Source organism: Streptomyces sp. NBC_00536 (assembly GCF_036346295.1).
In the GTDB taxonomy this organism is placed as follows: Bacteria; Actinomycetota; Actinomycetes; order Streptomycetales; family Streptomycetaceae; genus Streptomyces.
In genome coordinates this window covers 5,061,996-5,083,892 of the sequence record NZ_CP107819.1, presented here as the reverse complement: position 1 = coordinate 5,083,892, position 21,897 = coordinate 5,061,996, and the positions used below count along the sequence as shown (strand labels likewise).

At 72.9% G+C, this 21,897-nt stretch carries 25 protein-coding genes; 5 read left to right on the top strand and 20 right to left on the bottom strand.

All coding sequences use genetic code 11. The features are described 5' to 3' along the window. Window positions 1-3 precede the first annotated feature (3 nt). From OHS33_RS22600 to OHS33_RS22545, 12 genes are all read right to left on the bottom strand, one after another. Window positions 4-297, bottom strand: coding sequence for a phosphopantetheine-binding protein (locus OHS33_RS22600; protein WP_330332218.1), 294 nt, complete (start codon window positions 295-297; stop codon window positions 4-6). Beyond that, entirely contained in the window at window positions 294-1,880 is a 1,587-nt protein-coding gene (locus tag OHS33_RS22595; protein WP_330332217.1) for an amino acid adenylation domain-containing protein, read from the bottom strand. The genes OHS33_RS22600 and OHS33_RS22595 overlap by 4 nt, the downstream gene beginning before the upstream one ends. Before the next feature lie 83 nt (window positions 1,881-1,963). Continuing rightward, window positions 1,964-2,623 carry an NAD(P)H:quinone oxidoreductase gene (gene wrbA, locus OHS33_RS22590; RefSeq protein ID WP_330332216.1) on the bottom strand — a complete coding sequence of 220 codons (660 nt, stop codon included), beginning with the start codon at window positions 2,621-2,623 and terminating at the stop codon, window positions 1,964-1,966. Window positions 2,624-2,664: 41 nt separating this feature from the next. Continuing rightward, entirely contained in the window at window positions 2,665-3,186 is a 522-nt protein-coding gene (locus tag OHS33_RS22585) for a flavin reductase family protein (protein ID WP_330332215.1), read from the bottom strand. A gap of 52 nt (window positions 3,187-3,238) precedes the next feature. Beyond that, window positions 3,239-3,910 carry a phenazine biosynthesis FMN-dependent oxidase PhzG gene (gene phzG, locus OHS33_RS22580; RefSeq protein WP_330332214.1) on the bottom strand — a complete coding sequence of 224 codons (672 nt, stop codon included), beginning with the start codon at window positions 3,908-3,910 and terminating at the stop codon, window positions 3,239-3,241. A 15-nt stretch (window positions 3,911-3,925) separates the two neighbouring features. Beyond that, window positions 3,926-4,789 carry a PhzF family phenazine biosynthesis protein gene (locus OHS33_RS22575; RefSeq protein ID WP_330332213.1) on the bottom strand — a complete coding sequence of 288 codons (864 nt, stop codon included), beginning with the start codon at window positions 4,787-4,789 and terminating at the stop codon, window positions 3,926-3,928. Then, on the bottom strand, window positions 4,782-5,150 hold the full coding sequence (locus OHS33_RS22570; protein ID WP_330332212.1) for a hypothetical protein: 369 nt from the start codon (window positions 5,148-5,150) through the stop codon (window positions 4,782-4,784). The genes OHS33_RS22575 and OHS33_RS22570 overlap by 8 nt, the downstream gene beginning before the upstream one ends. Beyond that, entirely contained in the window at window positions 5,147-7,036 is a 1,890-nt protein-coding gene (locus tag OHS33_RS22565; protein WP_330332211.1) for an anthranilate synthase family protein, read from the bottom strand. The genes OHS33_RS22570 and OHS33_RS22565 overlap by 4 nt, the downstream gene beginning before the upstream one ends. Then, window positions 7,033-7,656 (bottom strand): isochorismatase family protein, encoded by a 624-nt coding sequence (locus tag OHS33_RS22560; protein ID WP_330332210.1) that lies wholly within the window; start codon window positions 7,654-7,656, stop codon window positions 7,033-7,035. The genes OHS33_RS22565 and OHS33_RS22560 overlap by 4 nt, the downstream gene beginning before the upstream one ends. Window positions 7,657-7,670: 14 nt before the next feature. After that, complete coding sequence (locus OHS33_RS22555; protein ID WP_330332209.1) at window positions 7,671-8,147, bottom strand: PhzA/PhzB family protein; 477 nt, start codon at window positions 8,145-8,147, stop codon at window positions 7,671-7,673. A 105-nt stretch (window positions 8,148-8,252) separates the two neighbouring features. Further along, on the bottom strand, window positions 8,253-9,455 hold the full coding sequence (locus OHS33_RS22550) for an acyl-CoA dehydrogenase family protein (RefSeq protein WP_330332208.1): 1,203 nt from the start codon (window positions 9,453-9,455) through the stop codon (window positions 8,253-8,255). A 58-nt stretch (window positions 9,456-9,513) separates the two neighbouring features. Further along, the gene (locus tag OHS33_RS22545; RefSeq protein ID WP_330332207.1) at window positions 9,514-10,326 is read right to left on the bottom strand and encodes an SDR family NAD(P)-dependent oxidoreductase; all 813 of its coding nucleotides are present in this window, start codon (window positions 10,324-10,326) and stop codon (window positions 9,514-9,516) included. Between the two features lie 246 nt (window positions 10,327-10,572). Here OHS33_RS22545 and OHS33_RS22540 point away from each other — a divergent pair, with 246 nt between their 5' ends. Next, window positions 10,573-11,298, top strand: coding sequence for a class I SAM-dependent methyltransferase (locus OHS33_RS22540; protein ID WP_330332206.1), 726 nt, complete (start codon window positions 10,573-10,575; stop codon window positions 11,296-11,298). Next, on the top strand, window positions 11,295-11,714 hold the full coding sequence (locus tag OHS33_RS22535) for a VOC family protein (RefSeq protein WP_330332205.1): 420 nt from the start codon (window positions 11,295-11,297) through the stop codon (window positions 11,712-11,714). Before OHS33_RS22540 ends, OHS33_RS22535 begins: the two co-directional genes overlap by 4 nt. Window positions 11,715-11,795: 81 nt before the next feature. On the opposite strand, the gene OHS33_RS22530 is transcribed toward OHS33_RS22535, so the two are convergent. From OHS33_RS22530 to OHS33_RS22495, 8 genes are all read right to left on the bottom strand, one after another. Continuing rightward, on the bottom strand, window positions 11,796-13,178 hold the full coding sequence (locus tag OHS33_RS22530; protein WP_330332204.1) for an FAD-binding oxidoreductase: 1,383 nt from the start codon (window positions 13,176-13,178) through the stop codon (window positions 11,796-11,798). Window positions 13,179-13,239: 61 nt separating this feature from the next. After that, on the bottom strand, window positions 13,240-14,796 hold the full coding sequence (locus OHS33_RS22525) for an MFS transporter (protein WP_330332203.1): 1,557 nt from the start codon (window positions 14,794-14,796) through the stop codon (window positions 13,240-13,242). A 30-nt stretch (window positions 14,797-14,826) separates the two neighbouring features. Further along, window positions 14,827-16,005: a ParB/RepB/Spo0J family partition protein gene (locus OHS33_RS22520; RefSeq protein WP_330332202.1), complete on the bottom strand. Its 1,179-nt coding sequence runs from the start codon at window positions 16,003-16,005 to the stop codon at window positions 14,827-14,829. A gap of 45 nt (window positions 16,006-16,050) precedes the next feature. Further along, a complete protein-coding gene (locus OHS33_RS22515) occupies window positions 16,051-17,232 on the bottom strand; it encodes an IS701 family transposase (RefSeq protein WP_330332201.1) in 1,182 nt (393 codons plus the stop codon). Between the two features lie 132 nt (window positions 17,233-17,364). Beyond that, window positions 17,365-17,874 (bottom strand): GNAT family N-acetyltransferase, encoded by a 510-nt coding sequence (locus tag OHS33_RS22510; RefSeq protein ID WP_330332200.1) that lies wholly within the window; start codon window positions 17,872-17,874, stop codon window positions 17,365-17,367. Between the two features lie 113 nt (window positions 17,875-17,987). Next, window positions 17,988-18,626: an HAD family hydrolase gene (locus OHS33_RS22505; protein ID WP_330335151.1), complete on the bottom strand. Its 639-nt coding sequence runs from the start codon at window positions 18,624-18,626 to the stop codon at window positions 17,988-17,990. 57 nt (window positions 18,627-18,683) lie between these two features. Beyond that, window positions 18,684-18,998, bottom strand: coding sequence for a 4a-hydroxytetrahydrobiopterin dehydratase (locus tag OHS33_RS22500; protein WP_330332199.1), 315 nt, complete (start codon window positions 18,996-18,998; stop codon window positions 18,684-18,686). 1 nt (window position 18,999) lies between these two features. Further along, window positions 19,000-20,244: a Twin-arginine translocation pathway signal gene (locus tag OHS33_RS22495; RefSeq protein ID WP_330332198.1), complete on the bottom strand. Its 1,245-nt coding sequence runs from the start codon at window positions 20,242-20,244 to the stop codon at window positions 19,000-19,002. A 112-nt stretch (window positions 20,245-20,356) separates the two neighbouring features. Here OHS33_RS22495 and OHS33_RS22490 point away from each other — a divergent pair, with 112 nt between their 5' ends. From OHS33_RS22490 to OHS33_RS22480, 3 genes are all read left to right on the top strand, one after another. Further along, on the top strand, window positions 20,357-20,629 hold the full coding sequence (locus tag OHS33_RS22490) for a hypothetical protein (RefSeq protein WP_330332197.1): 273 nt from the start codon (window positions 20,357-20,359) through the stop codon (window positions 20,627-20,629). Window positions 20,630-20,792: 163 nt separating this feature from the next. After that, window positions 20,793-21,128, top strand: coding sequence for a hypothetical protein (locus tag OHS33_RS22485; RefSeq protein ID WP_330332196.1), 336 nt, complete (start codon window positions 20,793-20,795; stop codon window positions 21,126-21,128). Window positions 21,129-21,721: 593 nt separating this feature from the next. After that, the gene (locus tag OHS33_RS22480; RefSeq protein ID WP_330332195.1) at window positions 21,722-21,892 is read left to right on the top strand and encodes a hypothetical protein; all 171 of its coding nucleotides are present in this window, start codon (window positions 21,722-21,724) and stop codon (window positions 21,890-21,892) included. Window positions 21,893-21,897 lie beyond the last annotated feature (5 nt).

Below are 21,897 nucleotides of genomic sequence, written 5' to 3'. Positions count from 1 at the left end.
GCCTCAGGCGGCTTCCGCGTCGGCGGCGGTGATCCGGGCGATCCGCTCGGTCAGCTCGTCGGCGGCCTCGCCGAGCGGGCGCTCGAAGAGGACCAGCAGGTCGTATTCGATGCCGAAGCGTTCGTGGGCGTACCGGCCGAGCTGGAGGGCGAGGGCGGAGTGCCCGCCCAGTTCCAGGAAGGTGTCCTCCAGGGTGACGTCGGGCTCTTCGAGCAGCTCGGCCACCCAGGCGCGGGTGGCCTCGCGGACCTCCTCGGGCAGTGCGGCGGTGGTCGTGTGGTGCTGGGGGATGCTCATGCGGACTGGCTCCTCTGCTCTTCCCAGATGCGGGCCACCTCGGCCCGGTTGACCTTTCCGTTGACGGTGCGCGGCAGGTAGGCCAGCGGCAGCGCCTGGTAGACCGACGGGTGCATGTACGACGGCAGGAGGTCGCGGACGTGCCCGCGCAGGGTGCGGGGGCGGGGGTCCTCGGCGCCCTGGGCGACGGTGTAGGCGCAGGCGAGCCGGTCGTCGCCGGGCTTGAAGGTGTGCACCCAGACGACGGCGTCGGCGACGTCCGGGTGGGCCTGGACGGCGAGTTCGATGTCGCTGAGTTCGATGCGGTGGCCGCGCAGCTTGACCTGGAGGTCGGCGCGGCCGCGGTAGACGAACCGGTCGTCGTGGCGGCGGGTGACCAGGTCGCCGCTGCGGTAGTGGCGTACGCCGTCCACGGACGGGAAGCGTTCGGCGGTCAGCTCGGGGCGGCCGAGGTAGCCGTCGGTGACCTGCGGCCCGGCCAGCCACAGTTCGCCCTCCTCGCCGGGGGCGGCGTCGAGGCCGTCCGCGGTGACCACGCGGGCGCTGCCGGAGAGCAGGATGCCGATGGGGAGGTCGTCGCGGTCGAGGTCCTCCTCGGTCACCGGGTGGTAGGTGCTGAGGACGGTGGCTTCGGTGACCCCGTACATGTTGACCAGGGCCGGGTTCGCGAGGCCGAACCGCTTGGACCAGGGGCGGACGGTCTCGGGGGTGAGCTTCTCGCCGCCGAAGATGACGTAGCGCAGGGCCGGCAGGGCCGTGTCCTCGCGCAGCACCATGGTGGTGAGCGCGCCGAAGGCGGTCGGGGTCTGGTTGAGGACGGTGATGCCCTCCTGCTCGATGAAGCGCAGGGTGGCCTCGGGCGAGCGGGCGGTGCCCGCGGGCAGCACCACGCAGCGGGCGCCGGTGGACAGCGGGCCCCAGATCTCCCAGACGGAGAAGTCGAAGGAGATGGAGTGGAACAGCAGCCAGCTGTCCCGCTCGTTGAAGGCGAACGGCCCGTCGGCGCTGGCCAGCAGGACGCCCGCGGCGCCGTGCGGGACCAGGACGCCCTTGGGGCGGCCGGTGGTCCCGGAGGTGTAGATGATGTAGGCGGTGTCGCGCGGGTCCGGCCCGGGCCCGGCGGGCGGGGCGACAGTGTTGATGACGGGGCTGTCCAGCAGGGCCGCGAGGGTGTCCTCGGCGAGGACCGGGATACCGCCGGTGGGGCAGCCGTCGGGGTCGCCGAGGAAGGCGGCCACCGTGCTGTCGGTGACGATGAACTCGTTGCGCGAGGGCGGGTTGCGCACATCGAGCGGGACGTAGGCGGCGCCCGCCTTCATCACGCCGATCATCGCGGCGATGGCTGTGGCGCCCGGCGGCAGCCGCAGCGCCACCCGGTCCCCGCCGCCCACGCCGTGGCGCTTCAGCAGGGCGGCGATGGCGTTCGCCCAGCCGTCGAGGAGGCGGTAGGTGTACGAGATCCCGTCGGCCGATACCGCGGTGTGCTCCGGGAAGCGCGCGACGGACCCGGCGAGGAGGTCGGTGAGCGTGCGGTAGTCGGTGGCGCGTTCGGTGTGCGGCGGGCCGATGGTGGCGATGGTCATGGCGGGCTCCGGGGCTCCGGGGTGCGGGCGGGCTGGTGCTTCGGCTGGTCGGGCGGTCGGCTGGTCGGCCGGGGTGCGGGAGGTCAGGCGTGCTTCACGGCGCGGGCGAACCGGACGACGCGCTGCGCCTGGGCGCGGGCGGCGTTGCGGGTGGTGTCGTCCACGGGCCGCGAACCCTTGCCGCCGGACCAGTGGGCCGTGCCGTAGGGGTTGCCGTCGGTGAACTTGTCGGGGTGCGTGTAGCCGGGGGCGACGACGATGCCGCCGAAGTGGTGGAAGGAGGCGGTCAGGGCGAGCAGCGTGGATTCCTGGCCGCCGTGCTCGCTGGCGGTGGAGGTGAAGCCGCCGTAGACCTTGTCGGCGAGCAGGCCCTGGCTCCAGGCCGGGCCGAGGGAGTCGAGGAACTGCTTGAGCTGGGCGGAGACGTTGCCGAAGCGGGTGGGCGAGCCGAAGAGGACCGCGTCGGCCCACAGCAGGTCGTCGGGGGTGGCCACCGGGATGGCGGCGGTCTCGGCGGCGTGCCGGGCCCACACCGGGTTGGCGTCGATCGCGGACTGCTGGGCGAGTTCGGCGACCTTGCGCAGCCGGACCTCGGCGCCCGCCTTCTCGGCGGTCTCGGCGATCTCCCGGGCGATCTCGGTGACGTGCCCGGTGGCCGAGTAGTAGATCACGGCGACGTTCACGGCGAGGCTCTGGTTGGTGGGCCCTGGGGCGGGCACGGCGGTGGGCGCTGCGGTGGTCACGGCGTACGTCTCCTCGGCTCGAAGGTTCACCAGTCGGTGGTTCACCAGTCGGCGATGTGGCAGGCGCTGAAGTCCTGTTCGGCCCGGGACGCGTTGGGCGTGGGCCGGGCGAAGGCGCGGTTGTAGTAGACGAGCGGGGTGCGGTCGCTCGTGTACGTCTCCTCGACGCAGCCGAGGAGGATGGTGTGGTCCCCCGCGTCGACGGCCGAGTGCATGGAGCAGGCGACCCGGACCCCGGCCGTCTGCAGGCCGGGCAGGCCCAGTTCGCAGGTCTCCATGTCGCCTGCGGCGAACCGGTCGATGCCGGAGGTCGCGAAGCGCCGGGCCACCGCGTGCTGTTCCTCGGTGAGGACGTTGATCAGGAAGTGCCGCGCGGTGGCGAACGCGGCGTGCGTACTGGCGCCCTTGTCCAGGCAGACCGAGACGAGCGGCGGGTCGAGGGAGACGGAGCTGAACGAGCTGGCGGTGAAGCCCCAGCGCGTGCCGTCGCCGTCGATCGTGGTCACCACCGTCACCGGGCCGGGTACGCGGGCCATCGTGCCGGTGAGCAGGGAGCGCTCCATCGCACCGTCCTTCCTTTCCGGTCGGGTCGCATCGAGTGGGACTGGGGGCGGTTCAGGGCTGGAGGCGGGCCGTGTGCCAGTCGCAGCCGAGGCGGGTGTAGGCGAGCCGGCGGTGCAGCCGGTCGGAGGCGGCGTTCCAGAACTCGACCTCGGCGGGCTCCAGCAGGTAGCCGGTGAACCGCTCGGGGCGGGGCAGCGGCCGCCCGTCCTCGGCGAGGCCCAGCGCCTCCTGGCGGAGCAGTTCCAGGTCACCGGCCGGGTCGCTCTGGTGGGACACGGTGGTCATCGAGTGCAGCGGGGTGGGGCGGGCGGCCCACAGCTCGTCGGATTCGGCCGCCGACAGGGCGGTGACCGGGCCGGACAGGATGAGCTGCTGGCCGGTCTCGCGCCAGTACAGGACGCCGGACGCCCAGCAGTTGTCGGCGAGTTCGCGGCCCTTGCGGCTGGTGCTGTGGGTGGTGAAGACGAAGCCGCGGTCGCTCTCGCGGGCGATGGTGACGATCCGGTTGGAGGCGTGGCCCATCCGGGTGGCGGTGGCCAGGGCCAGCGAGCGGGGCTCGCGGACCCCGCGCCGGACGGCTTCGGCGATCCACTGCCGGGCCAGGGCGAGGGGTTCGGCGGGCGGGGCGTCGTATTCGGGGAAGGGCAGGTCGGTGGCGCCGGTCAGGGACTCGTACTTGCTGGTGTCGAGCCCGGCGCGCGGGGTCGTGGTCGTGGTGGTCATGGCCGCTGCTGCTCCCTAGACGTAGATGGTTCCGCGGGCGATGACCGTGCCGTAGCCGCCCACCCGCACCCCGTTGACCCGGTCCGCCATGCCGTGCGCGGTGGCGCACATCCGTGACGGGCGGCCCATCTCAACCCCCTGGGTGATCTTGATGCGCTGTCCGTACGGGGCCAGCCCGTGCCGGGCCAGGTGGATGGCCAGGGGTCCCGCGGCCGATCCGGTCGCCGCGTCCTCCACCACCCCGTAGGCCGGGGAGAACATCCGGGTGCGCCACTCCTCCCCGGAGCCTGCGAAGCAGTTCGCCGCCATGTCGGGGAAGCGGGACAGCGCCCGGTGGTCGGGCTCCACGGCGGACAGCGCCTCGATGCTCTCCAGGCCGACGAACACGTGCCGCGGACCGTTGTGGTAGATCTCCACCGGGGCGATGGACTTGTCGATGCCGAGGGCTTCGAGCAGTTCCTCCGCGTGCTCGTACGGTTCCCAGCTCGGGTGCGGCTGGCGCATCTGGACGATGACCGAGCCGTCCCCGTTGTCCATCCCGACGTCGAAGGGGATCACTCCCATACCGGTCTCCAGCCGCAGCCGCTCTTCCTTCCGGCCGACGCCGAGCGCCTTGCGGGACAGTCCCAGGGCGACGGCGGTGCCGAGCATCGGGTGGCCCGCGAAGGGGAGTTCGTTGACCGGGGTGAAGATCCGGATCCGGGCGTCGGCCTCGTCCGCGTCGGGCGGCAGGACGAAGGTGACCTCGGACAGGTTCATCTCCCGCGCGATGGCCTGCATCCGGTCGGTGGTGAGGTCCTCGCTGCCGAAGAAGACGGCGACGGGGTTGCCTTCGAGCGGGTTGCGCGCGAAGGCATCCACGACCATGTAGTCATGCATGGGGAAGCGCTCCCTGACTGAGTGAGGTGGCGTCGGCGAAGGCGGCGCCGAGCCCGTGGAGGGTGACGAGAGGGTGTACACCCTCCACCGCGGCTTCGACCTCGAACCGGGACCGGTGCGTGGGCGGGCCGCCGATCAGCTCCGCGGCTCGGTTGGCGGGCAGGACACCGGCCGGGGGACGCTCGCTCCAGAGCATCACGGCCCCCCACCGGTTGCCGGGCCGGTCGGCGATCCACAGCTTGAGGACGAGTCCGGGTACGTCGACCCAGGCGTCCACGGCCTCCTCGCGCAGGTGCTCGCGCAGCGAGTCGATGCTCGCGCCGGTCCCGGTCAGCTCCCACCAGGCGATGTCCACCCTCATCGGGCCGCCACCTCCAGCGACCCCAGGGCCCGCAGCAGGGCCTGCCCGAGGATCCGGGGGCCGTCGACGGTGAGCACCGATTCGGCGTGGAACTGCATGGACGCGAAGTGCGCTCCGCGCAGGGCGTGCACCTCGCGGGTGTGCGGGTCGCGGCTGACCTCGACGATGCCGAGGTCCCCCGCGTCGATCTTGTCCTCGGTGCTCTGGGCGGCGTAGGTGTTGTAGAAGCCGACCCGCTCGGCCGTCCCGAAGAGGTCGATCTCGCGCTGCACGCCCTGGTTGGGGGTGGCGCGGCGGACCAGGTCGAGGCCGAGGCGCAGGCTGAGCACCTGGTGGCTGAGGCAGACCGCGATGAACGGCCGTCCCCGGTCCAGGAGTTCCCCGGCGAGCGCGTTCAGGTGGACGATCCGCGGGTCGGCGGCGTCGCGCGGGTCGCCGGGGCCGGGGCCCAGCACCACCAGGTCGTGGGCGCTCGCGTCGTACGGCTCGTCGAAGCGGCGGACGCTCACCTCCAGGCCGAGGGAGGCGAGCTGCTGGCCGATCATCGCGGTGAAGGTGTCCTCCGCGTCGACGACCAGCGCGCGCAGCCCCGCGAGCCGGGGCTCCCACGCGCCGCGGTCGCCGCGTTCGGCGCAGCCGCGCAGCCAGAACGAGGCGATCCCGGTGTTGCGGGCGGCCAGGGCGGCCCGTACCTCCGGGTGGGCGGCGAAGCGCACCGCGGTGTCGCACTCCAGGGCGCTGAGCAGCCCGGCGGCCTTGGCGCGGGTCTCGGCGACCTCGGACTCGGGGTCGGAGTGGCGCACCAGGGTGGCGCCGACGCCGATCCGCATCCGGCCGTCCGCAGCGACGTCGGCGGTGCGGATGAGGATCGCGGAGTCCAGGGTGCGGGCGCCGGCCGGGTCGCGGCCGATGAGGGCGGCGATCCCGCCGTAGTAGCCGCGGCCTTCGGGTTCGTGGCGCCGGATGACCCGGGCCGCGCTCTCCAGGGGGCTGCCGGTGACGGTCGGCGCGAACATCGTCTCGTGCAGGATCTCCCGCACGTCGCGGTCGGTGGTGCCCTCGATGAAGTACTCGGTGTGCGCGAGGCGGGCCATCTCCTTGAGGTGGGGCCCGGTGACGCGGCCGCCGGAGGCGCAGATCCGGGCCATCATCTTCAGTTCCTCGTCGACGACCATGTACAGCTCGTCGGCTTCCTTGCGGTCGGCGAGGAAGCGGGTGACCCCGTCGAGGGTGGGGCCGGTGGGCGGGTAGCGGTAGGTGCCGCTGATGGGGTTCATGACGGCGGTGCCGCCGGTGAGGGAGACGTGCCGTTCGGGGGTGGCGCCGACGAGGGTGCGGCCGCCGGTGTGGATCGCGAAGGTCCAGTAGGCGCCCTGTTCGCGTTCCAGCAGCCGCCGGAAGAGGGCGGGCGCGGTGCGCCGCGGGGTGTGGTCGTCGATGGCGGCGGTGTAGGTGCGCTTGATGACGAAGTTGGAGCCCGCGCCGGTGCCGATCTCGTCGGTGACGATGCGCCGTACGGTCGCCGCGTACTGCTCGTCGTCGACGTCGAAGCCGCCGCCGGTCAGCCGCACCGGCTGGTCGGCGATCCGGTCGGGCAGCGCGGCGAGCGGGACCGTCTCGCGTTCGGTGACGGTCATGGCGAGCAGCGGGGCCCCGTCGTCGGGCGCGGCGAACCCGCGCTCGGCGAGCTGCCGGTAGGGCACGACCACGAGCACCTGGTCGGCGTCGAGCGGTACGTCGGCCAGCGCGGCCGGGGTGTGCACGGCGCCGGCGAGCACCTCGACGTGGCCGGGGGCGAGTTCGGGCCGGTGCAGCAGGGCGAAGTCGGTGACGTCGCCGGCCAGGATCCGGGCGAGGAGGTCTCTGGCGAGGAGGTCTCTGTTCATGCGAAGACCTCCCCGGCGGGTATGACGCGGCCGCAGCGCTGGGCGACGTACTCCAGGGCCTGCGCGTGGTGGAAGGCGGAGAAGTCGCCGACGGCGTCGGCGACGAGGAAGGGCTGGATGTCGTTGGCGTAGGCGTCCAGCGCCGTGGCGAGCACCCCGATGTGGGCGTAGACCCCGCACAGGACGAGCTGGTCGCGGCCCTCGGCCCGCATCCGCTCCAGCAGACCGGAGCGGAAGAAGGCGCTGTAGCGCCACTTGGTGAAGACCCAGTCACCGGCGTCGGGCGCCAGTTCGGCGACCACCTCGCGGTCCGCGTCCCCGGTGCGCATGCCCGGGCCCCAGAAGTCCTTGAGCAGGCCGCGCTGTTCGTCGGACATCCGGCCGGGCTGCGCCGTGTAGGCGACGGGGACGTCGAGGGCGGCGGCGCGCTTGCGGAGCTGGGAGGCGTTGTGCACGAGGTCCGCGCGCAGCGGGTCGGGCAGGGCGGCCAGGAAGTAGCGCTGCATGTCGTGGACGAGCAGCACGGCCCGGCCGGGGTCAGGGGTCCAGGAAACGGTGTTGGCGGGCAGTTCCGCGGCGGTGGGCAGCGGATAGGACTCGACGGGGGGCAGGCCGGGCATCGGGCATCTCCTTATTACGTGGGGATTCCTTCGCGCCGTACCTGCGGGACGTCGATCCCGAGGGCGCGGAACTGCTGGCAGGGGTTCATGAACTCGCGCTGCTGCTTGATCTTTCCGTCCTCGAAGAGGAAGGAGTGGATGAAGTGATTGGTGTAGTGGCCGACGGGATATCCGGGATAGACGATCTTTCCCTCGCCCCGGCATTCGACCCAGAAGCGGTTGGGGTCCTGGGTGGCGAAGATCTCCACGTCCGTCCAGGCCCAGTCGGGGAAGCAGCGCAGGGACCACACCGCGTGCTCGCCGAGCCGGTCGCGGCCGGTGATGGTGATCGGCTCGCCGGTCTCATTGGTCCACAGGCCGCCGACGCCGTCCTCGGTGAAGAGGAGGTGGCGCTGGAGGCGGTCCTGGCCGCGGGTGTTCATGTACCGCTCCACGACGGACCGGTTGTGCTCGCGGACCGCCTGCTCGTCGGCCGACTGCTCGAAAGACATGGGATTCCTTTCCGGTGGGTTCTCGACGGGAGGGGACGCCGCAGCGGTGGACGCCAGTGGCGGACGTCAGCGGCGGACGTCAGCGGCGGACGTCAGCGGCGGACGTCAGACCAGCAGGCTGATCTCGCGGGGGTCCCGGCCGACCAGGGCCCGGCCGTAGAGCTGCTGCGGGATGCCCATGCCGAAGCCCGCGTGGCGGCTGCCGACGTTCACGTCGCGCCAGATCCGCTGGAGCGGGTTGGCCTCGTTGAAGGCGGAGGAGCCGTAGGCGGTCATCAGGATGTCCACGGCCTCCCGGCAGAGCTGGGCGACCTGGGTGGAGTACTGCCGGGCGGCGGCCCGGACCAGGACGTCCGCGAACTCCCCCGCGTACGCCGCCTCGTCGGCCGCGTCGGCGATCTTCCCGGCCAGCAGCTTCGCCGTCTCGATCTTCGTGGCGGCCTCGGCCAGGTCGAGCTGGAGGGAGGGCGACTCCGCCTGGTTCGCGTAACGGGACCCGGCGGCGGGCCGCTTGGGGGCCTGCTCGCGGACGAAGTCGAAGGCGGCGGTGGCGCCGCCGAGCAGCGAGCCCAGCAGGCCGATGGAGAAGAGCCCGACCAGGCTGTTGCGGTAGCGGTGGGCGGGGTCGACCACCCCGTCCGTCTCGCCGTTGAGCAGCGGCAGGTAGGGCAGCAGGCGGCGCTCGGGTACGAAGACCCCCGCGGCGACGACCGTGTTGCTGCCGGTGCCGCGCATCCCGGCGAAGTGCCAGGTGTCCTTGATCTGGACCTCGTCGGCCCGCATCAGGGCGAAGTGGACGACCGGGTCGGCGCCCGGTACCGGTACGGCGATCAGGACGCCCACCCAGTCGGCGTGCAGCGAGCCGGAGACGTAGGCCCACTCGCCGGTGACCAGCACCCCGCCGTCGGCGGTCTCGATCCCGCGGGCCGGCATGCCGAGCACCAGGGCGGTGCGGGCGTCCGGGTTCAGGCTCCACACCTCGTCCTGGACCTGGCGGGGGAAGAGGGAGGCGACGAAGTTGCCCGCGTTCAGCACGCCGGTGATCCAGGCGGTGGAGCTGCAGCCGCGGCCCACCTCGGTGGCGACCTCCAGCAGGGTGCGGATGTCGGATGCGTAGCCGCCCAGGCGCTGCGGGGTCATCAGCCGCATCAGGCCCGCGCCGGTGACCGCGTCGATGCTCCGCCCGGTCAGCCGCCGCGCGCCGTCGCTCTGCGGTGCGTCCTCCCACAGGCCCGCGCGCAGTGCGGCCGCCCGGGCCACCAGCTCCTCGCGGCCCGGGGCCACGCCGTTCACGGCTTCACTCTGCACGGTCTTGTTCCCTTCAGGGGTTTCAGCGGTGGGTCGGTTCTCGGGGAGGGGTACGGGCTCAGTTGCCCTGGGCGGCGCGGGCGAGGGTGTCCCACTGCTTCCATCCGGCCAGCCGCTCCTCGTAGGCGGTGGTGATGGTGTCCAGGACGGTCGCGCCCAGCAGCACGCGCAGCGGCGGGTCGGGGTGGTCGACCAGCTCCAGGACCGGGCCGGCCGTGGCGGCCGGATCGCCGGGGGCGGAGCCCGCCGAGGGGGCCTTCGCGAAGTCGGCGTAGGCCTCGGAGGGCTCGGCCCACACGGCCGAACTCCCGCGCCAGTCCGTCTTGTACGGGCCCGGCTCGACCAGGGTCACGTGGATGCCGAAACGGTTCACTTCCTGGGCGAGGGAGTCGGTCAGGCCCTCGATCGCCCACTTGGACGCGTGGTAGAGACCGAGCATCGGCCAGGACGCGAGCCCGGCGATGCTGGACACCTGGAGGATGTGGCCGCTGCCCTGGGCCCGCAGGACCGGCAGGACGGCCTGGGTCACCCACAGCGTGCCGAAGAGGTTGGTGTCGAGCTGCTCGCGGGCCTGCGCCTCGGTGACGTCCTCGACCGCGCCGAACAGGCCGTAGCCCGCGTTGTTCACGACGACGTCGATCCGGCCGAAGTGGGCGTCGGCGGCGGCGACGGCCGCGAAGGCCGCGTCCCGGTCCCGGATGTCGAGCCGGAGCGGCAGGACCGCGTCGCCGTACGCCTCGACGAGGGAGTCGAGGGAGGCGAGGTCGCGGGCGGTGGCGGCGACCCGGTCGCCCCGTTCGAGGGCGGCCTCGGCCCAGACCCGGCCGAAGCCCCGGGACGTGCCGGTGATGAACCAGACCTTTCCTGTCACTGCCGCTCCTTAACCCGTTGGTGAGGCTTGGACTCCATTCATCCCGACGCACCGCGGGCCTGTCCACGAAGGGAATTCGGACACCCCGTCCGAGTGCGGAATTTCCTCGGACGGACACGACCGGATACCCCACCGGACACCAACCACCGTTTCGGACACGGGAGTTGGCGGGTGATACTGCCGGGAATCCCGCACCCTACGGATCCCCGAGACCCAAGAGATCGAATTCACCACAAGGAGATTCGCGTGAGCGCCACGGAACAGACTTACGACTACGCCGCCGCCGACTTCAACGCCGTCTACACGGGCGGCGAGCTGCTCGAAGGGGCCGCCATCAAGGTCGTCCCGTGGGACATCGGCGAGGCCCAGCCCGACGTGGTGGAACTGGAGGGCCTCGGCCGCTTCGGCGGCGCGGTCCTCGACGTGGGCTGCGGCCCCGGCGACAACGCCGTCTTCCTGGCCGGCCGCGGCTACCAGGTCACCGCCGTCGACGCCGCCTCCGCCGCCATCGAGCAGGCCCGCGCCCGGGCCGGCGACCTCGACATCGAGTTCGCCGTGGCCGACGCGACCGCCCTGACCGGCTACGAGGGCCGCTTCGACTCCGTCCTGGACAGCGCCCTCTTCCACACCCTGCCCGCGGCCGCCCGGCCGCTGTACGCGGCGGCCCTGCGCCGGGTCACCCGCCCGGGGGCGCGCCTGAGCGTGCTGTGCTTCGCCGACGTGCCGGGCGGCATGCCCGCGCCGCTGTCGGTGTCCGAGGAGGAGCTGCGCTCCACGCTGACCGCGGCGGGCTGGACCATCACCTCGCTGGAGCTGTCGGAGTACGCGGGTGTCGCGGTCGGCATGGAGAAGTTCTTCGAGCGCACGGGCCGGCGCCCCGAGCTGGACGCCAAGGGCCGCACCCGGCTGCCGGTGTGGAAGCTGTTCGCCGACCGCACCGCCGACGGGAACACGGACGAGGCGGCGGTGTGAGCGCGGCGCACTCCTCCGTCCCCATCGCCCCCGCCCACCCCGCGCCGCCGGCCCCGGTGCGGCGCGCCTTCCCCGTGCTGCGCGCCCGCCGGGTGGGGGCCACGGCCGCGTTCTACGAGCGCCTCGGCTTCCGGGCCGGGCACCGCCACCCCGCGAAGGGCGAGCCGGACTTCGTCGCGCTGCGCCGCGACGACGCGGAGCTGGCGGTGAGCCGGGACGACAAGGCCGCCGACTGGCCGACGGGCGGTGTGGACCTCTTCGTGTTCGTGGAGGCCGTGGACGCCACCGTGGACGCCCTGCGGGCCGCGGGCGCCCCGGTGGTCCAGGAGCCGGAGAACACCCCGTGGGGCGAGCGGGTGGCGTACGTCCGCGACCCGGCGGGCAACCGGGTGGGCCTGGGCTCCCCGGCGGCCTGACCCCGCTGGGCGCCCGTACGGAAAGTGCCCCGGGACCGGTGATCCGGTCCCGGGGCACTGTCGTGCGTACGAGGCGTGCGCTTACGCGGCGGGCTCGATGTTGAGGTTCGTGCGGAAGAGGTTGGCCGGGTCGTAGACGCCCTTGAGCTTGGCCAGGCGGGCCCGGGTGGCCGGGTCGTACAGCTCGCCCGCGAAGGCGTCGGCGGTGCGCTCGCCGTAGACGAAGTTCAGCGAGCGGCCCAGGGTCCAGGGCTTGACGGCCTCGTCGAGGGCGGCGTGCGCGGCGCGGATCTCCGCCAGCGGCGCCTCGTCCGAGCCCGACAGGACGCGCAGGATGTAGGCGGCCTCGCGGAACGGCACCGAGTTGGGCACCTCCGGCTGCCGCGCCAGGGCCCCGCCCATGTGGCGCAGGTCGACGATGCAGTCCACCGGCGATCCGGGCCCGGCCAGCGTCCGTACGGCCTCCAGGACCTCGGGGGTCAGCTCGCTCAGCAGGACGCTGTTGCCGTCGTAGGCGTGCGAGAAGGTCGGCTCGGCGTAGATGGAGCCGACCTCGGGGTAGGCCAGTTCGCCCAGGTGCTCGTGGATGATCTCGGCACCGAACTCCCGCCAGGGCGCGACCAGTTCCGGGCCCGCGGCGAGCTCGGTGGTGGCGAAGCGGACGTGCACGACGTGGCGGCCGCGCAGCGGCTCGGGGAAGACCGGGATCGGCGGGTACTCGATCATGCCGAGGGAGGCGGTGACGCTCTCCGGGGCGGTCGCGGTCCAGCTCCGGAACTGGGCGAGGACCTGGTCGGCCTGCGCCGCGTCGAAGTACATGCCGCCGCCGTAGACGGTGGCGACGGGCAGCAGCGAGATCTCCAGGGCGGTGACGATGCCGAAGTTGTCGCGGCCGCCGCGCAGCGCCCAGAAGAGGTCGGGGTCGCTGTCGGCGGTGACCCGGCGGGCCTGTCCGTCGGCGGTGACCACCTCGACGGCCTCGACCAGGTCGGCGGCGTAACCGAACTCCCGCGCCAGCAGACCGAGTCCGCCCGCCAGGGTGTAACCGACCACGCCGACGTGCCCGGCGGAACCGCTGAGCGGGGCCAGCCCGTGCGGGGCGGTCCGCTCGACGACCTGCTCCCAGCGGGCGCCCGCCTCGATGCGGGCGGTGCGCGCCTGCGGGTCGACGGTGACCCCGGTCAGGCGGCGGGTGTTGATCACCAGGCCGCCGTCGTCGAGGACGGTGACGCCATGGCCGGTGGCCTGGACGGAGACGGGGATGCCGTGCCCGGCGGCGAAGGCGACCGCGAGGCGGACGTCCTCGGCGTTCGCGGCACCGAGGACGGCGGCGGGGGCGTGCCGGTATCCGGCCTGGAATCCGGTGAGTTCCTCCTCGTAGCCCTCCTGTCCGGGGGTGAATACCGGCCCGGTCACCGATTCCGTAAGGGGGGTGAAGTCAATCCGGGTGCTGTCATGGGACATCAGGACTATTCCTTTCGATGGCACGCAATGCGGTGGTTCACATGGTGGTTCGCATGGTGGTTCAGCCGACCTTTTGGAGGTCGGGATTCGGGGTGACCGGCGGCTGCGCGGCGGGCTTCTCCGTATCCGCGTGCGCGGATTTCCCGGACGGCATCAGCAGGCAGGCGAGCGCGCCCACGAGCAGGACGACCACGGGGAGCAGCAGGGTCATTCCGGAGGCCTGCGCCAACCCCTCGTGGAACGCGTGGCGTTCGGCGGTGCTGGCGTTCTCGGCGAGGGTCTCGGTGGCGAGCCGCGAGGACAGCTGCGCCTGCATCAGCACGCCCACGGCGGCGGCGCCGATGACACAGCCGACCTGGCGGATCGAGTTGTACATCCCGGCCCCCGCGCCGATGTCCGCGACGGGCAGCGAACCGGTGGCCACATTGGCCATGGGCGCGAAGGCCGCGCCCGTACCGATCCCGGCGAAGAACAGTGCGCCGGCGAGCTGCCAGACCCCGCCGTCGGGGCGCATCGCCAGGACGATCATGCCCAGGCCGGCCGCGAAGATCAGGAATCCGGCGAGGACCACCCATTTGCCGGGGACCCGGTCGGAGAGGGTGCCGGCCAGTGGTCCGGCCAGGCCGCTGGAGACGGCGACGGGCACCATGAGCAGCCCGGCCTGCTGCGGGGAGAGTTCCATGACCGCCTGCATGTAGAGGGTGAGCGGCAGGTAGAGGCCGGTGACGGCGAAGCCGATGGCGGCCGCGGCGAAGGCGGCGGTGGAGAAGTGGCGGCGCCGGAAGAGGGACAGCGGCATCAGCGGCTCGCGCGGGTTGAAGCGCTGCCAGAGCACGAAGACGACGAGCAGGACCACGCCCGCCCCGATGACCATCGGCACGGTGAGCGGCCCGGCGACGGTGCCCCAGTCGTAGTGCTGGCCGTTCTGCAGGCCGAACACCACGGCGAACAGGCCGAGTCCGGAGAGCAGGGTGCCGAGCAGGTCGAAGCGACGGTGGTTGCGGGGCTGGCCGCCGGGGACCAGCTCCACGGTCATGACGAGCCCGGCGAGGCCGATCGGCACGTTGACCAGGAAGATCCACTGCCAGCCCGCGGAGCCGACGAGGAAACCGCCGAGCAGCGGCCCGACGGTGGTGGCCAGGCCCGCGACGGCGCCCCAGATCCCGAGGGCCGCGCCGCGCCGGTTGGCGGGGAAGAGGGTGGTCACGAAGGCCATGGTCTGCGGGGCCATCAGCGCGGCCCCGACGCCCTGCACGCCGCGGGCGGTCATCAGCATCCCGGCGCTGCCGGAGAGCCCGCACCACAGGGAGGCGGCGGTGAAGACGGCCATGCCGGCGAGGAAGACGGGCTTGCGGCCGAAGCGGTCGCCGAGGCGTCCGGCGACCAGCAGGGGGACGGCGTAGGTGAGCAGGTAGACGCTGTGCACCCAGGTGATCTGGTTCAGGTCGGCGTCGAGGCCGCTCATGATGCCGGGGATCGCGACGGTCACGATCGTCGTGTCCATCATGATCAGGAAGAAGCCGACACAGAGTGCCGACAGCGCGGCCCACGGATTCTTCGCGCTCGGCGCGGCCGTCCCTGCGGTGGCGTTCGCGGTGCTGCTCGCGGTGGTCGTCATCGTGTCAACTCATCTTCCCTCAGCGGTTGTTCAGTTCTCGTCGGGGGCCGTCCGGGCACCGCGGTGTTCCAGTTCGGTGGCTATCTCGTCCCAGTGCGCGGCGCACGCGCGGGCCATGGCGGCGATCTTCGGGGCCTGGTGGTCGGGGGCGCGCAGCACCACTCCGCTCTCGCCCTCGCGGATCATCCGGGCCTCCAGCCAGCGGATCATCGCGCGGCCCTCGTCGCTGTACTTGAGGGTGGGGTCGCGCTTGAGCGAGTCCAGGACGAGCGGCAGGTCGACGGGGGTGCGGCCCGCGGTACGGCCCTCGGCGCGCCCCTCCGCGCGGCCCGGGCGGGCGGCCGCGCCGTCACCGTCCGGCGCGGGGGCCCGTACGCCCGTGCGCACGCCCGTACGGGCCCCCGCGCCGCTGCCCGGGAGCGGGCCCTCGCCGCGGCTGAGCCGGTCGCGCACGTCACGGGCGGTCTCCACCGATATCCCGGCGGAGCGGGCGATCTCGCGGAGCGAGGCCTCGGGGCGCACCGCGAGGTAGTCCATGGCCCGCAGCCGGCCCTCGGTGGCGTTGAGCGGGCGGGCCCGGCCGTCGCAGCCCACCCGGGCGGCGGGCAGTTCTCCGGGGGCGCCGCCCTCGCCGTTCTCGGCGGCGGCGCGGCGGAGCACCCCCACGGTCTTGCCGGACAGGCCGACCTTGGCGGCGACCGCCCGGTCCGACCAGTCGGGCCAGGCGCGCAGGATGCGGCGCGCGGACTCGCGGCGGTCGGAGAGGGTCAGCGGCAGCCCGTGCCGGTTGTTCGCCTCGACGGCCAGCAGGAAGGCCTCGGGGCGGGTGCCGTCGAACCAGCGGACGGCGATGGACTCGCGGCCGCGCAGCCGGGCCGCGTGCAGCCGGTGCATCCCGTCGATCACGCGCAGGGTGGAGCGGTGCACGACGATCGGCGGGAGTTCGGTCTCCAGGCCCGCCAGCAGCCGGACGTGGTCCTGGTCCACCCCGGCGAGGCGCGGGGATTCGGCGTCGAGCAGCGCGTCGACGGGCACGCAGCCGGTCGTCAGGGCCGAGGCGGGCGAGGCGGCCGAGGCGGACGCGGGCAGGGTGACCGGGCGCAGGGCGGTGATGGACGGCAGGGCGGTGATCGCGGGCAGCGCGGTGAAGGCGGGCAGCTTGATCGCGTTGATCGCGCGGACGGGGGCTGCCGCCGTGTCGACGGTCATCTCAACTCCTTGGTGCGCTGGGTGCGCTCGGTGCGCAGGGCGCGGTCAGCCGCTGAACGCATGGGCATGGGCGTGGGCATGGGCATGGGCACGGGCTCGGTCGGGGCGGGCGGCCGCCCGCTGCGGCCCGCCCAGCAGGCGGTGGGCGGCGGCGGCCGAGACGAGGGTCATGTGGCGGTGCCAGCCCGGGAAGGAACGCCCCTCGAAATCGAGCAGCCCGCAGCCCTCCAGTACCTCCATCGAGGTGGCCAGGGACATCGAGGCGGTGGCCGAGAGGGAGAACCGGACGGCGGCCAGGGTGCGGCCGTCGGGGTCGGCGACCCAGTGCCGCACGGGCCGGTCCGGGGCCGCCGGGTCCCACTCGGTGAGCAGGGCCAGCGGGCGGGCCACACCGGGGACCCGGATGAGCGCGGGCGCCCGGCGCAGCCGCCCGCCCGCGAGCGGGGAGGCCGCGGGGCCGAGGCGGGCCGCGAGCCGGGCCACGGTGGTGGTGTGCGGCGCCCGGTCGCCGGGCGGGCCGCAGAGCACGGGGGTGCCCGGAGGCACCGAGACGGCGAAGCCGAGGCTGCGCCCGGCCAGCCCCGCGATGAGCCGCACCGCGTCGGCGGGGGCCTCGGTGTCGGCCTCGGCGACCACGGGCACGCCCGCGGCGGCCGCGTGCGCGGCGGCGGCCTCGGCGGCCTGGTCGAGGCCGAGCCCGGGGTGGGTGGCGGGGGCGGTACGGGCGCCGGGGGCGGTGCGGGCGGCGGCCGGTATCCGGGCCCGCTCGCACAGCTCGTCGTCCTCGCTCCAGCGGCCCGGCAGGAACAGCCGCCAGTCGACCGGGACGCTGCCGTGGTCGGTGACGAGGAACAGCCCGAGCGCGAGCTGGCAGCTCAGGGTGCGCCCGCCCGCCGGATCGAAGCGGCGGTGCACCCCGGCGGAGCACTGCCCGCGCTTGGGGATGACCACGGGCACCATCCGCAGCGCCCGCACCCCGGCCTGCTCACCGCACCAGGCGGCCAGCTCCCGGCGGACCGGGTTCCAGTCCCAGGTACTCGCGTTGACGACCTGGTGCAGGGACTGCGAGGCGGCTCCCAGGGCGGCGGTGGACCGCGCCATGTTCCGCACGGACTTCTTTCCGGGCGTGCCCAGCAGCCCGGACAGATAGGCACCGGCCCAGCGGCGCTGATCGGTGCGGGGCAGGCAGTGGAAGAGACGCCGGGCGAGTAAGTCGGCGGTCGGCATGGCGGGCAGCTCCCTCCGGCGAACGGGTCGATCGGGTCGGTTGGCCAGCGAAATAAAGAATAGCGAGTGTTCTCTATGTTTTGCGACCCCAGTGCACGCCCGAAACGACTTTGTCACCTCGCCGAGGGGGCGTCAGGTCAGGTCGGCACCCGGATCGATGGACCACTGGTTGGTCCTGAACACCCGCCCCGCGAAGGTCACTTGAACCTCCGAGCGAAACCGGAAGCCGACCGAGCGGCAGATGGCGTTCGACGCCGCGTTGCCCGTCGCCGGGAAGGCGTGCACCACTCCCCAGCGGTTCTGATCCCGGGCCTGCTCCAGCACCGTACGGACGGCACGCTTGCCCAGTCCCCGCCCCTGGAACTCGGGCAGCACCATCCAGCCGATCTCGGAAACCGGCCCCTCACCAGCGTCATGGGACCAGAGGGTCACCGTCCCCGCCACCACCTCGGGGGTGCCCGGATCGGCAACGATCATCTTGATCCACGCCAGGTCGGCACCCGCCTGCTCGACGTCCCGCCGAACCTTGTCCGCCATCCCCTCACGCGGCAGGGGCCCGCCGAGGTCCGCCATCATGACGGGATCGCAGCGCATCCGGACGTAGGCATCGACATCGTCCAGCAAGACATCACGCAACAGCACCGGGTCCCCCTCGAGTCAAAGGAGGATCGTCGCACGATGTCGATCACGCGCGCCGATCCCGCGCGAGCCCCGACGGGAACGGGTGACCGTGAGCCGGAACTCCCCGCGCGTCCTTAAGGCTTGACGATCCCCACCAGCTCGGCGAGCGAGTCCACGGACCAGTCCGCGGCGGCCCGCACGGCCGGGGCGTCGGCCCACCAGAAGCCCCACGGACCCCGCCGGAGGTGCGCGGTGCGCAGGCCCGCCGCCTTGGCCGGGTGGATGTCGTTGGCCGGGTGGTCACCGACGTACAGCGTCCGGTCCGCCGGGGCCCGCGACACCTCCAGCACGCGCCGGAAGAACGCGGGCGAGGGCTTCGCCACGCCCCACTCCCCCGAGGTCGCCACCAGGTCGACGGGCAGGTCCAGCGCCCGCAGCAGCTCCCCTGCCCTGGCCGTCTGGTTCCCGGCGATCACGACCCGCAGCCCGAGCCGCCGCAGGGCGCTCAGGGCCGGCCGAACGTCGTCGTACAGGTCGGTCTCATCGAGCCGCTCGCCCCGGCCCGCGGCCTCGCGGGCGCGGTATTCGGCGCCGATGTCGATCCCCGGCCGCAGCAACCGCAGCGCGTCCGCGTTGTCCCGGCCGTCCACGACGACGGCCCCCACCAGCGCCGACAGCGTATGCCGGGGAACGTGCAGCCAGTCCGCCCAGGACGCCCAGTACCGGTCGTCACGGACCAGGGTCTCCCCCACATCCAGCACAACGGTCCGCATCACCCCGCCAGCCTAGGGTCCCGCGTCAGCGGCGGGGCAGCTCTTCGGCGTCGATGCTCAGTCCAGCGGGAGCGCCTGGTGCGCAGCGATGATCGCGTCGATGCGGTGTGCGAGGTCGAAGTCGGCTCGGGTGATCCGGTGCCCCGCGTCGTGCGTGGTGACCGACGCGCGCAGGTGATCGATGCGGAGGTCGAGATCGGCGTGGTGCTGAATCCGCCGGGAGCGGTCCGCGATCGTGACGATCGCGGCCACCGCCGCGTGGTAGCGGATCGGGTACGTGCGGGTGATCGCGTCGCCCTCCCGCGCCCAGCCTGGCAGCCCGGCCAGGTGCTCGGCGATCTCCTCGTCCGTCATCGGCTGCGGCAGGCCCATGTCAGCTCCCCTCGTTCACAGGCGCCAGGATCTCGGCGAGGTCCCGGCCCACCGGGGCATCGTGCCACGGCCGCATGGCCCGTTCCAGGGTGGACAGTTCGCGGATCATCCGCGCGGACCGGGTCTCTGCCGCGATCACTGCTGCCTCTCGGACGATCTCTACCGCCCTCTCCGGTTCCCGGGCCCCAGCGGCTGCTGTGGCATGCCGGGCGAGGTAGACGCCGCGGTCCCGGCGGGCTGTTGCGGGCACTGCGTCGAGGACTTGCGACCAGAGGGATTCTGCCTCGCGGCCGAGGCCGAGCCGGCCGTAGCAGGTGGCCCGCTGGACTTCGAGGTAGCCGGGCGTGCGGCGGCAGGCATTGCCCCAGGGGAGGTCGTCGTCGACGCGGGAGAGAAGGCCGTACGCAGTATCGATGAGCCGGTCAACGGCGGTCCGGTCGCCGGTAAGGCTGGCACCGTGGGCCTGCTGTTGCATGGCCATGATGCGGACCTTGGGGAACAGGCGGTCGTCGCCGAGAGCGGCCTCGCACAGGTCGATCACGCCGTGCCCGTCGCTGAGGTCCGTCCGGACCTGCGCCAAGTTCACGAGGGAGTACCCGACAAGGTGTGGGTCCCGGGACCGGGCCGCGATCTCCTGCGTGATCCCCCGCCAGAACGTCGAGGCGCCCAGGTCACCGGCGTCCTGGTAGAGCCAGCCGACGAGTGCTGCGTACGCGGCGCCAACGCGAAGCAGGCCGCGACGGGTTTCGCCCTTCGCGCTGCGCACCAGCTTGTCGATGAGCTGGTACTGAGCGCTGACCGTGCCGATGAGGTCGTGCGGACCGAGGAACATGTCGGCGCGGTAGTGGCCCTCCAGCTGCTGCTGGAAGTAATCGATGAGCGCGGGGTCGACGTGCTGGCTGCCGACGGGTCCGGGCATCAGCGCGGCTGCGGTAACGGATACGAAGGTGCGACGCTTCACGTCTTCCTCTGAGTGGGCCTCAGGCCGGATCCACCCGGCGGGCGTCGTGAATCCGAGGTCTTCGGGCCACCGGCCGAGCGCCTCGTGGAGCACGGTCCCGGTCTCCTCCGGCGGCCAGCCGGGCGCATTGCCCTCCCAGCGGCGCCAGGTACGGGCGCTCACGGTGAAGTGAGGGTCGTCGAGGAACCGTTGTCCGTAAGTCTGGAGTGCGGCAGCGGCTGCCTCCATGGTGCGCCAGCCCGCCTTGATGCGGGCGGCCCTGAGCGCGTCATTTCGGTGGCTCATGGCCCCAGTGTGAGGTGTCATCGCGTCTGTCCCCGGCCATGGCCGCTACGTGGCCACCGATGGCCACGCGATGGCCTGTCTGCCCCTCTGCGTGCGAGCCCATCCTCCTCCTGTGGCGACGACGAGCGCAGACGAACAGAGCGGGAGTGCCGGGATGGACGTACGTGAGGGCAGGTCGGGCGGGGCGTTCGAGTACCTGGACCATCCGCTGTTGCGCCAGCGGGTCCGGGATCCGAAGACTGACCGCGAGGGCGAGTTGATGGCCGTGATCCAAGAGCCTCTTGGCCCTGTCGCCGGGCGCCCGCAGTACACGCGGACCGCGTACATCCGGGGCGTCGACGGCCTGGAGTTCACCGCGGCCCCGGGAACCCTGGAGCAGCTGTGAACGCCGCGACGGTGGCCGCGGAGCGGATCTGTGCCGTCTGCGACCGTCCCATCCGGGCGGGTGGGCGGGAGTTCATCCGGCACTCGGCGTCCGGGGCCCGGCCGTCGGACTGGGTGCACAATCTCCGGGACCCGTCGTGCAAGCCGGTTCGGGCGGGTGTGCGGTGAGCCGGGAGTCGCGGCTCGCTCAGGAAGTGGCGTACGTACTCGCCCACGCGGAGCATCCGCCGGACAGCGCGGTCACCGCGCAGTGGCTGGCGTACCTGAGCGACGGCGGCAGCCTCGTCGCCCACGGCGTGCGGTGCTTCCACTTCCAGGCCGAGGGCCGTCGGACCATGGAGGCCGCGGCTGCCCTGGCCGCGTGGCACATCGCGGTCCGCCTCCCGGACGGCTGGCCGAAGGCCGTCGCCCTCGCGCGGGCGCTCCAGGACCTGCTCCACGAGGAGGAGCGGCACCAGGCCCGGCGTCGCGCCCGTGCACAGCAGGAGCAGGCGCGGTGAGCAAGTGGCCGCGCCAGCTGCTGTGTGATCGCCTGCGGATCGCTCGAGAGTCCGGTCCCGGACCTCGATCCCGGCCGGGCTCCCCACTTTCGTGTGATCCGCCGCCGCGCGGCGGGGTGGTTCGCGGGCGGCCGGGGGGTGGCGTGTGACGGTGAACTCCCCCTCCGACGAAGGAGCATGCGATGCGAGCGAAATGGCGGGCGCTGCCCGCGCGGCGCAGGAGATGGCTGGTCGGCGTCGCGGCGGTCGTTGGTGTGTCCGGGGTCATGGCCGGTGTGGCCGTGGCCAGCATTCCGGACGGTGACGGCGTCATTCACGGTTGCATCACCACAGGGACCGGGGGTGTGAGGGTCATCGACTCGGCCCAGCAGCAGTGCCGGGCGCGGCTGGAGACGCCGCTCAACTGGAACCAGTCCGGTCCGCCGGGTCCGCCCGGTCCGGCGGGCTCGGCAGGTCCGTCCGGTGCGCCCGGACCCGCCGGCCCGCCCGGCCCCCCGGGACACAGTCAGTTCCAGCTCGTGACGAACGAGAGGACCATCCCTCCCTTCGCGGGCTCTGCAGGTGTCACTGCCTCCTGTCCCGCGGGAAGCAGGGTGATCGGCGGCAACTACCTCGTGAGCGAGGCCTCCCTGCCCGCCGGATTCCAGGTACTCGGGAGCCTCCCCGACCCGGATCAGACCGAGTGGAGTGCCGTCGTGAACAACCAGTCCAGTTCCGCGGTCATCGTCGCCGCCTTCGCGACCTGTGTGGTGAACGGGTCCTGACTGTT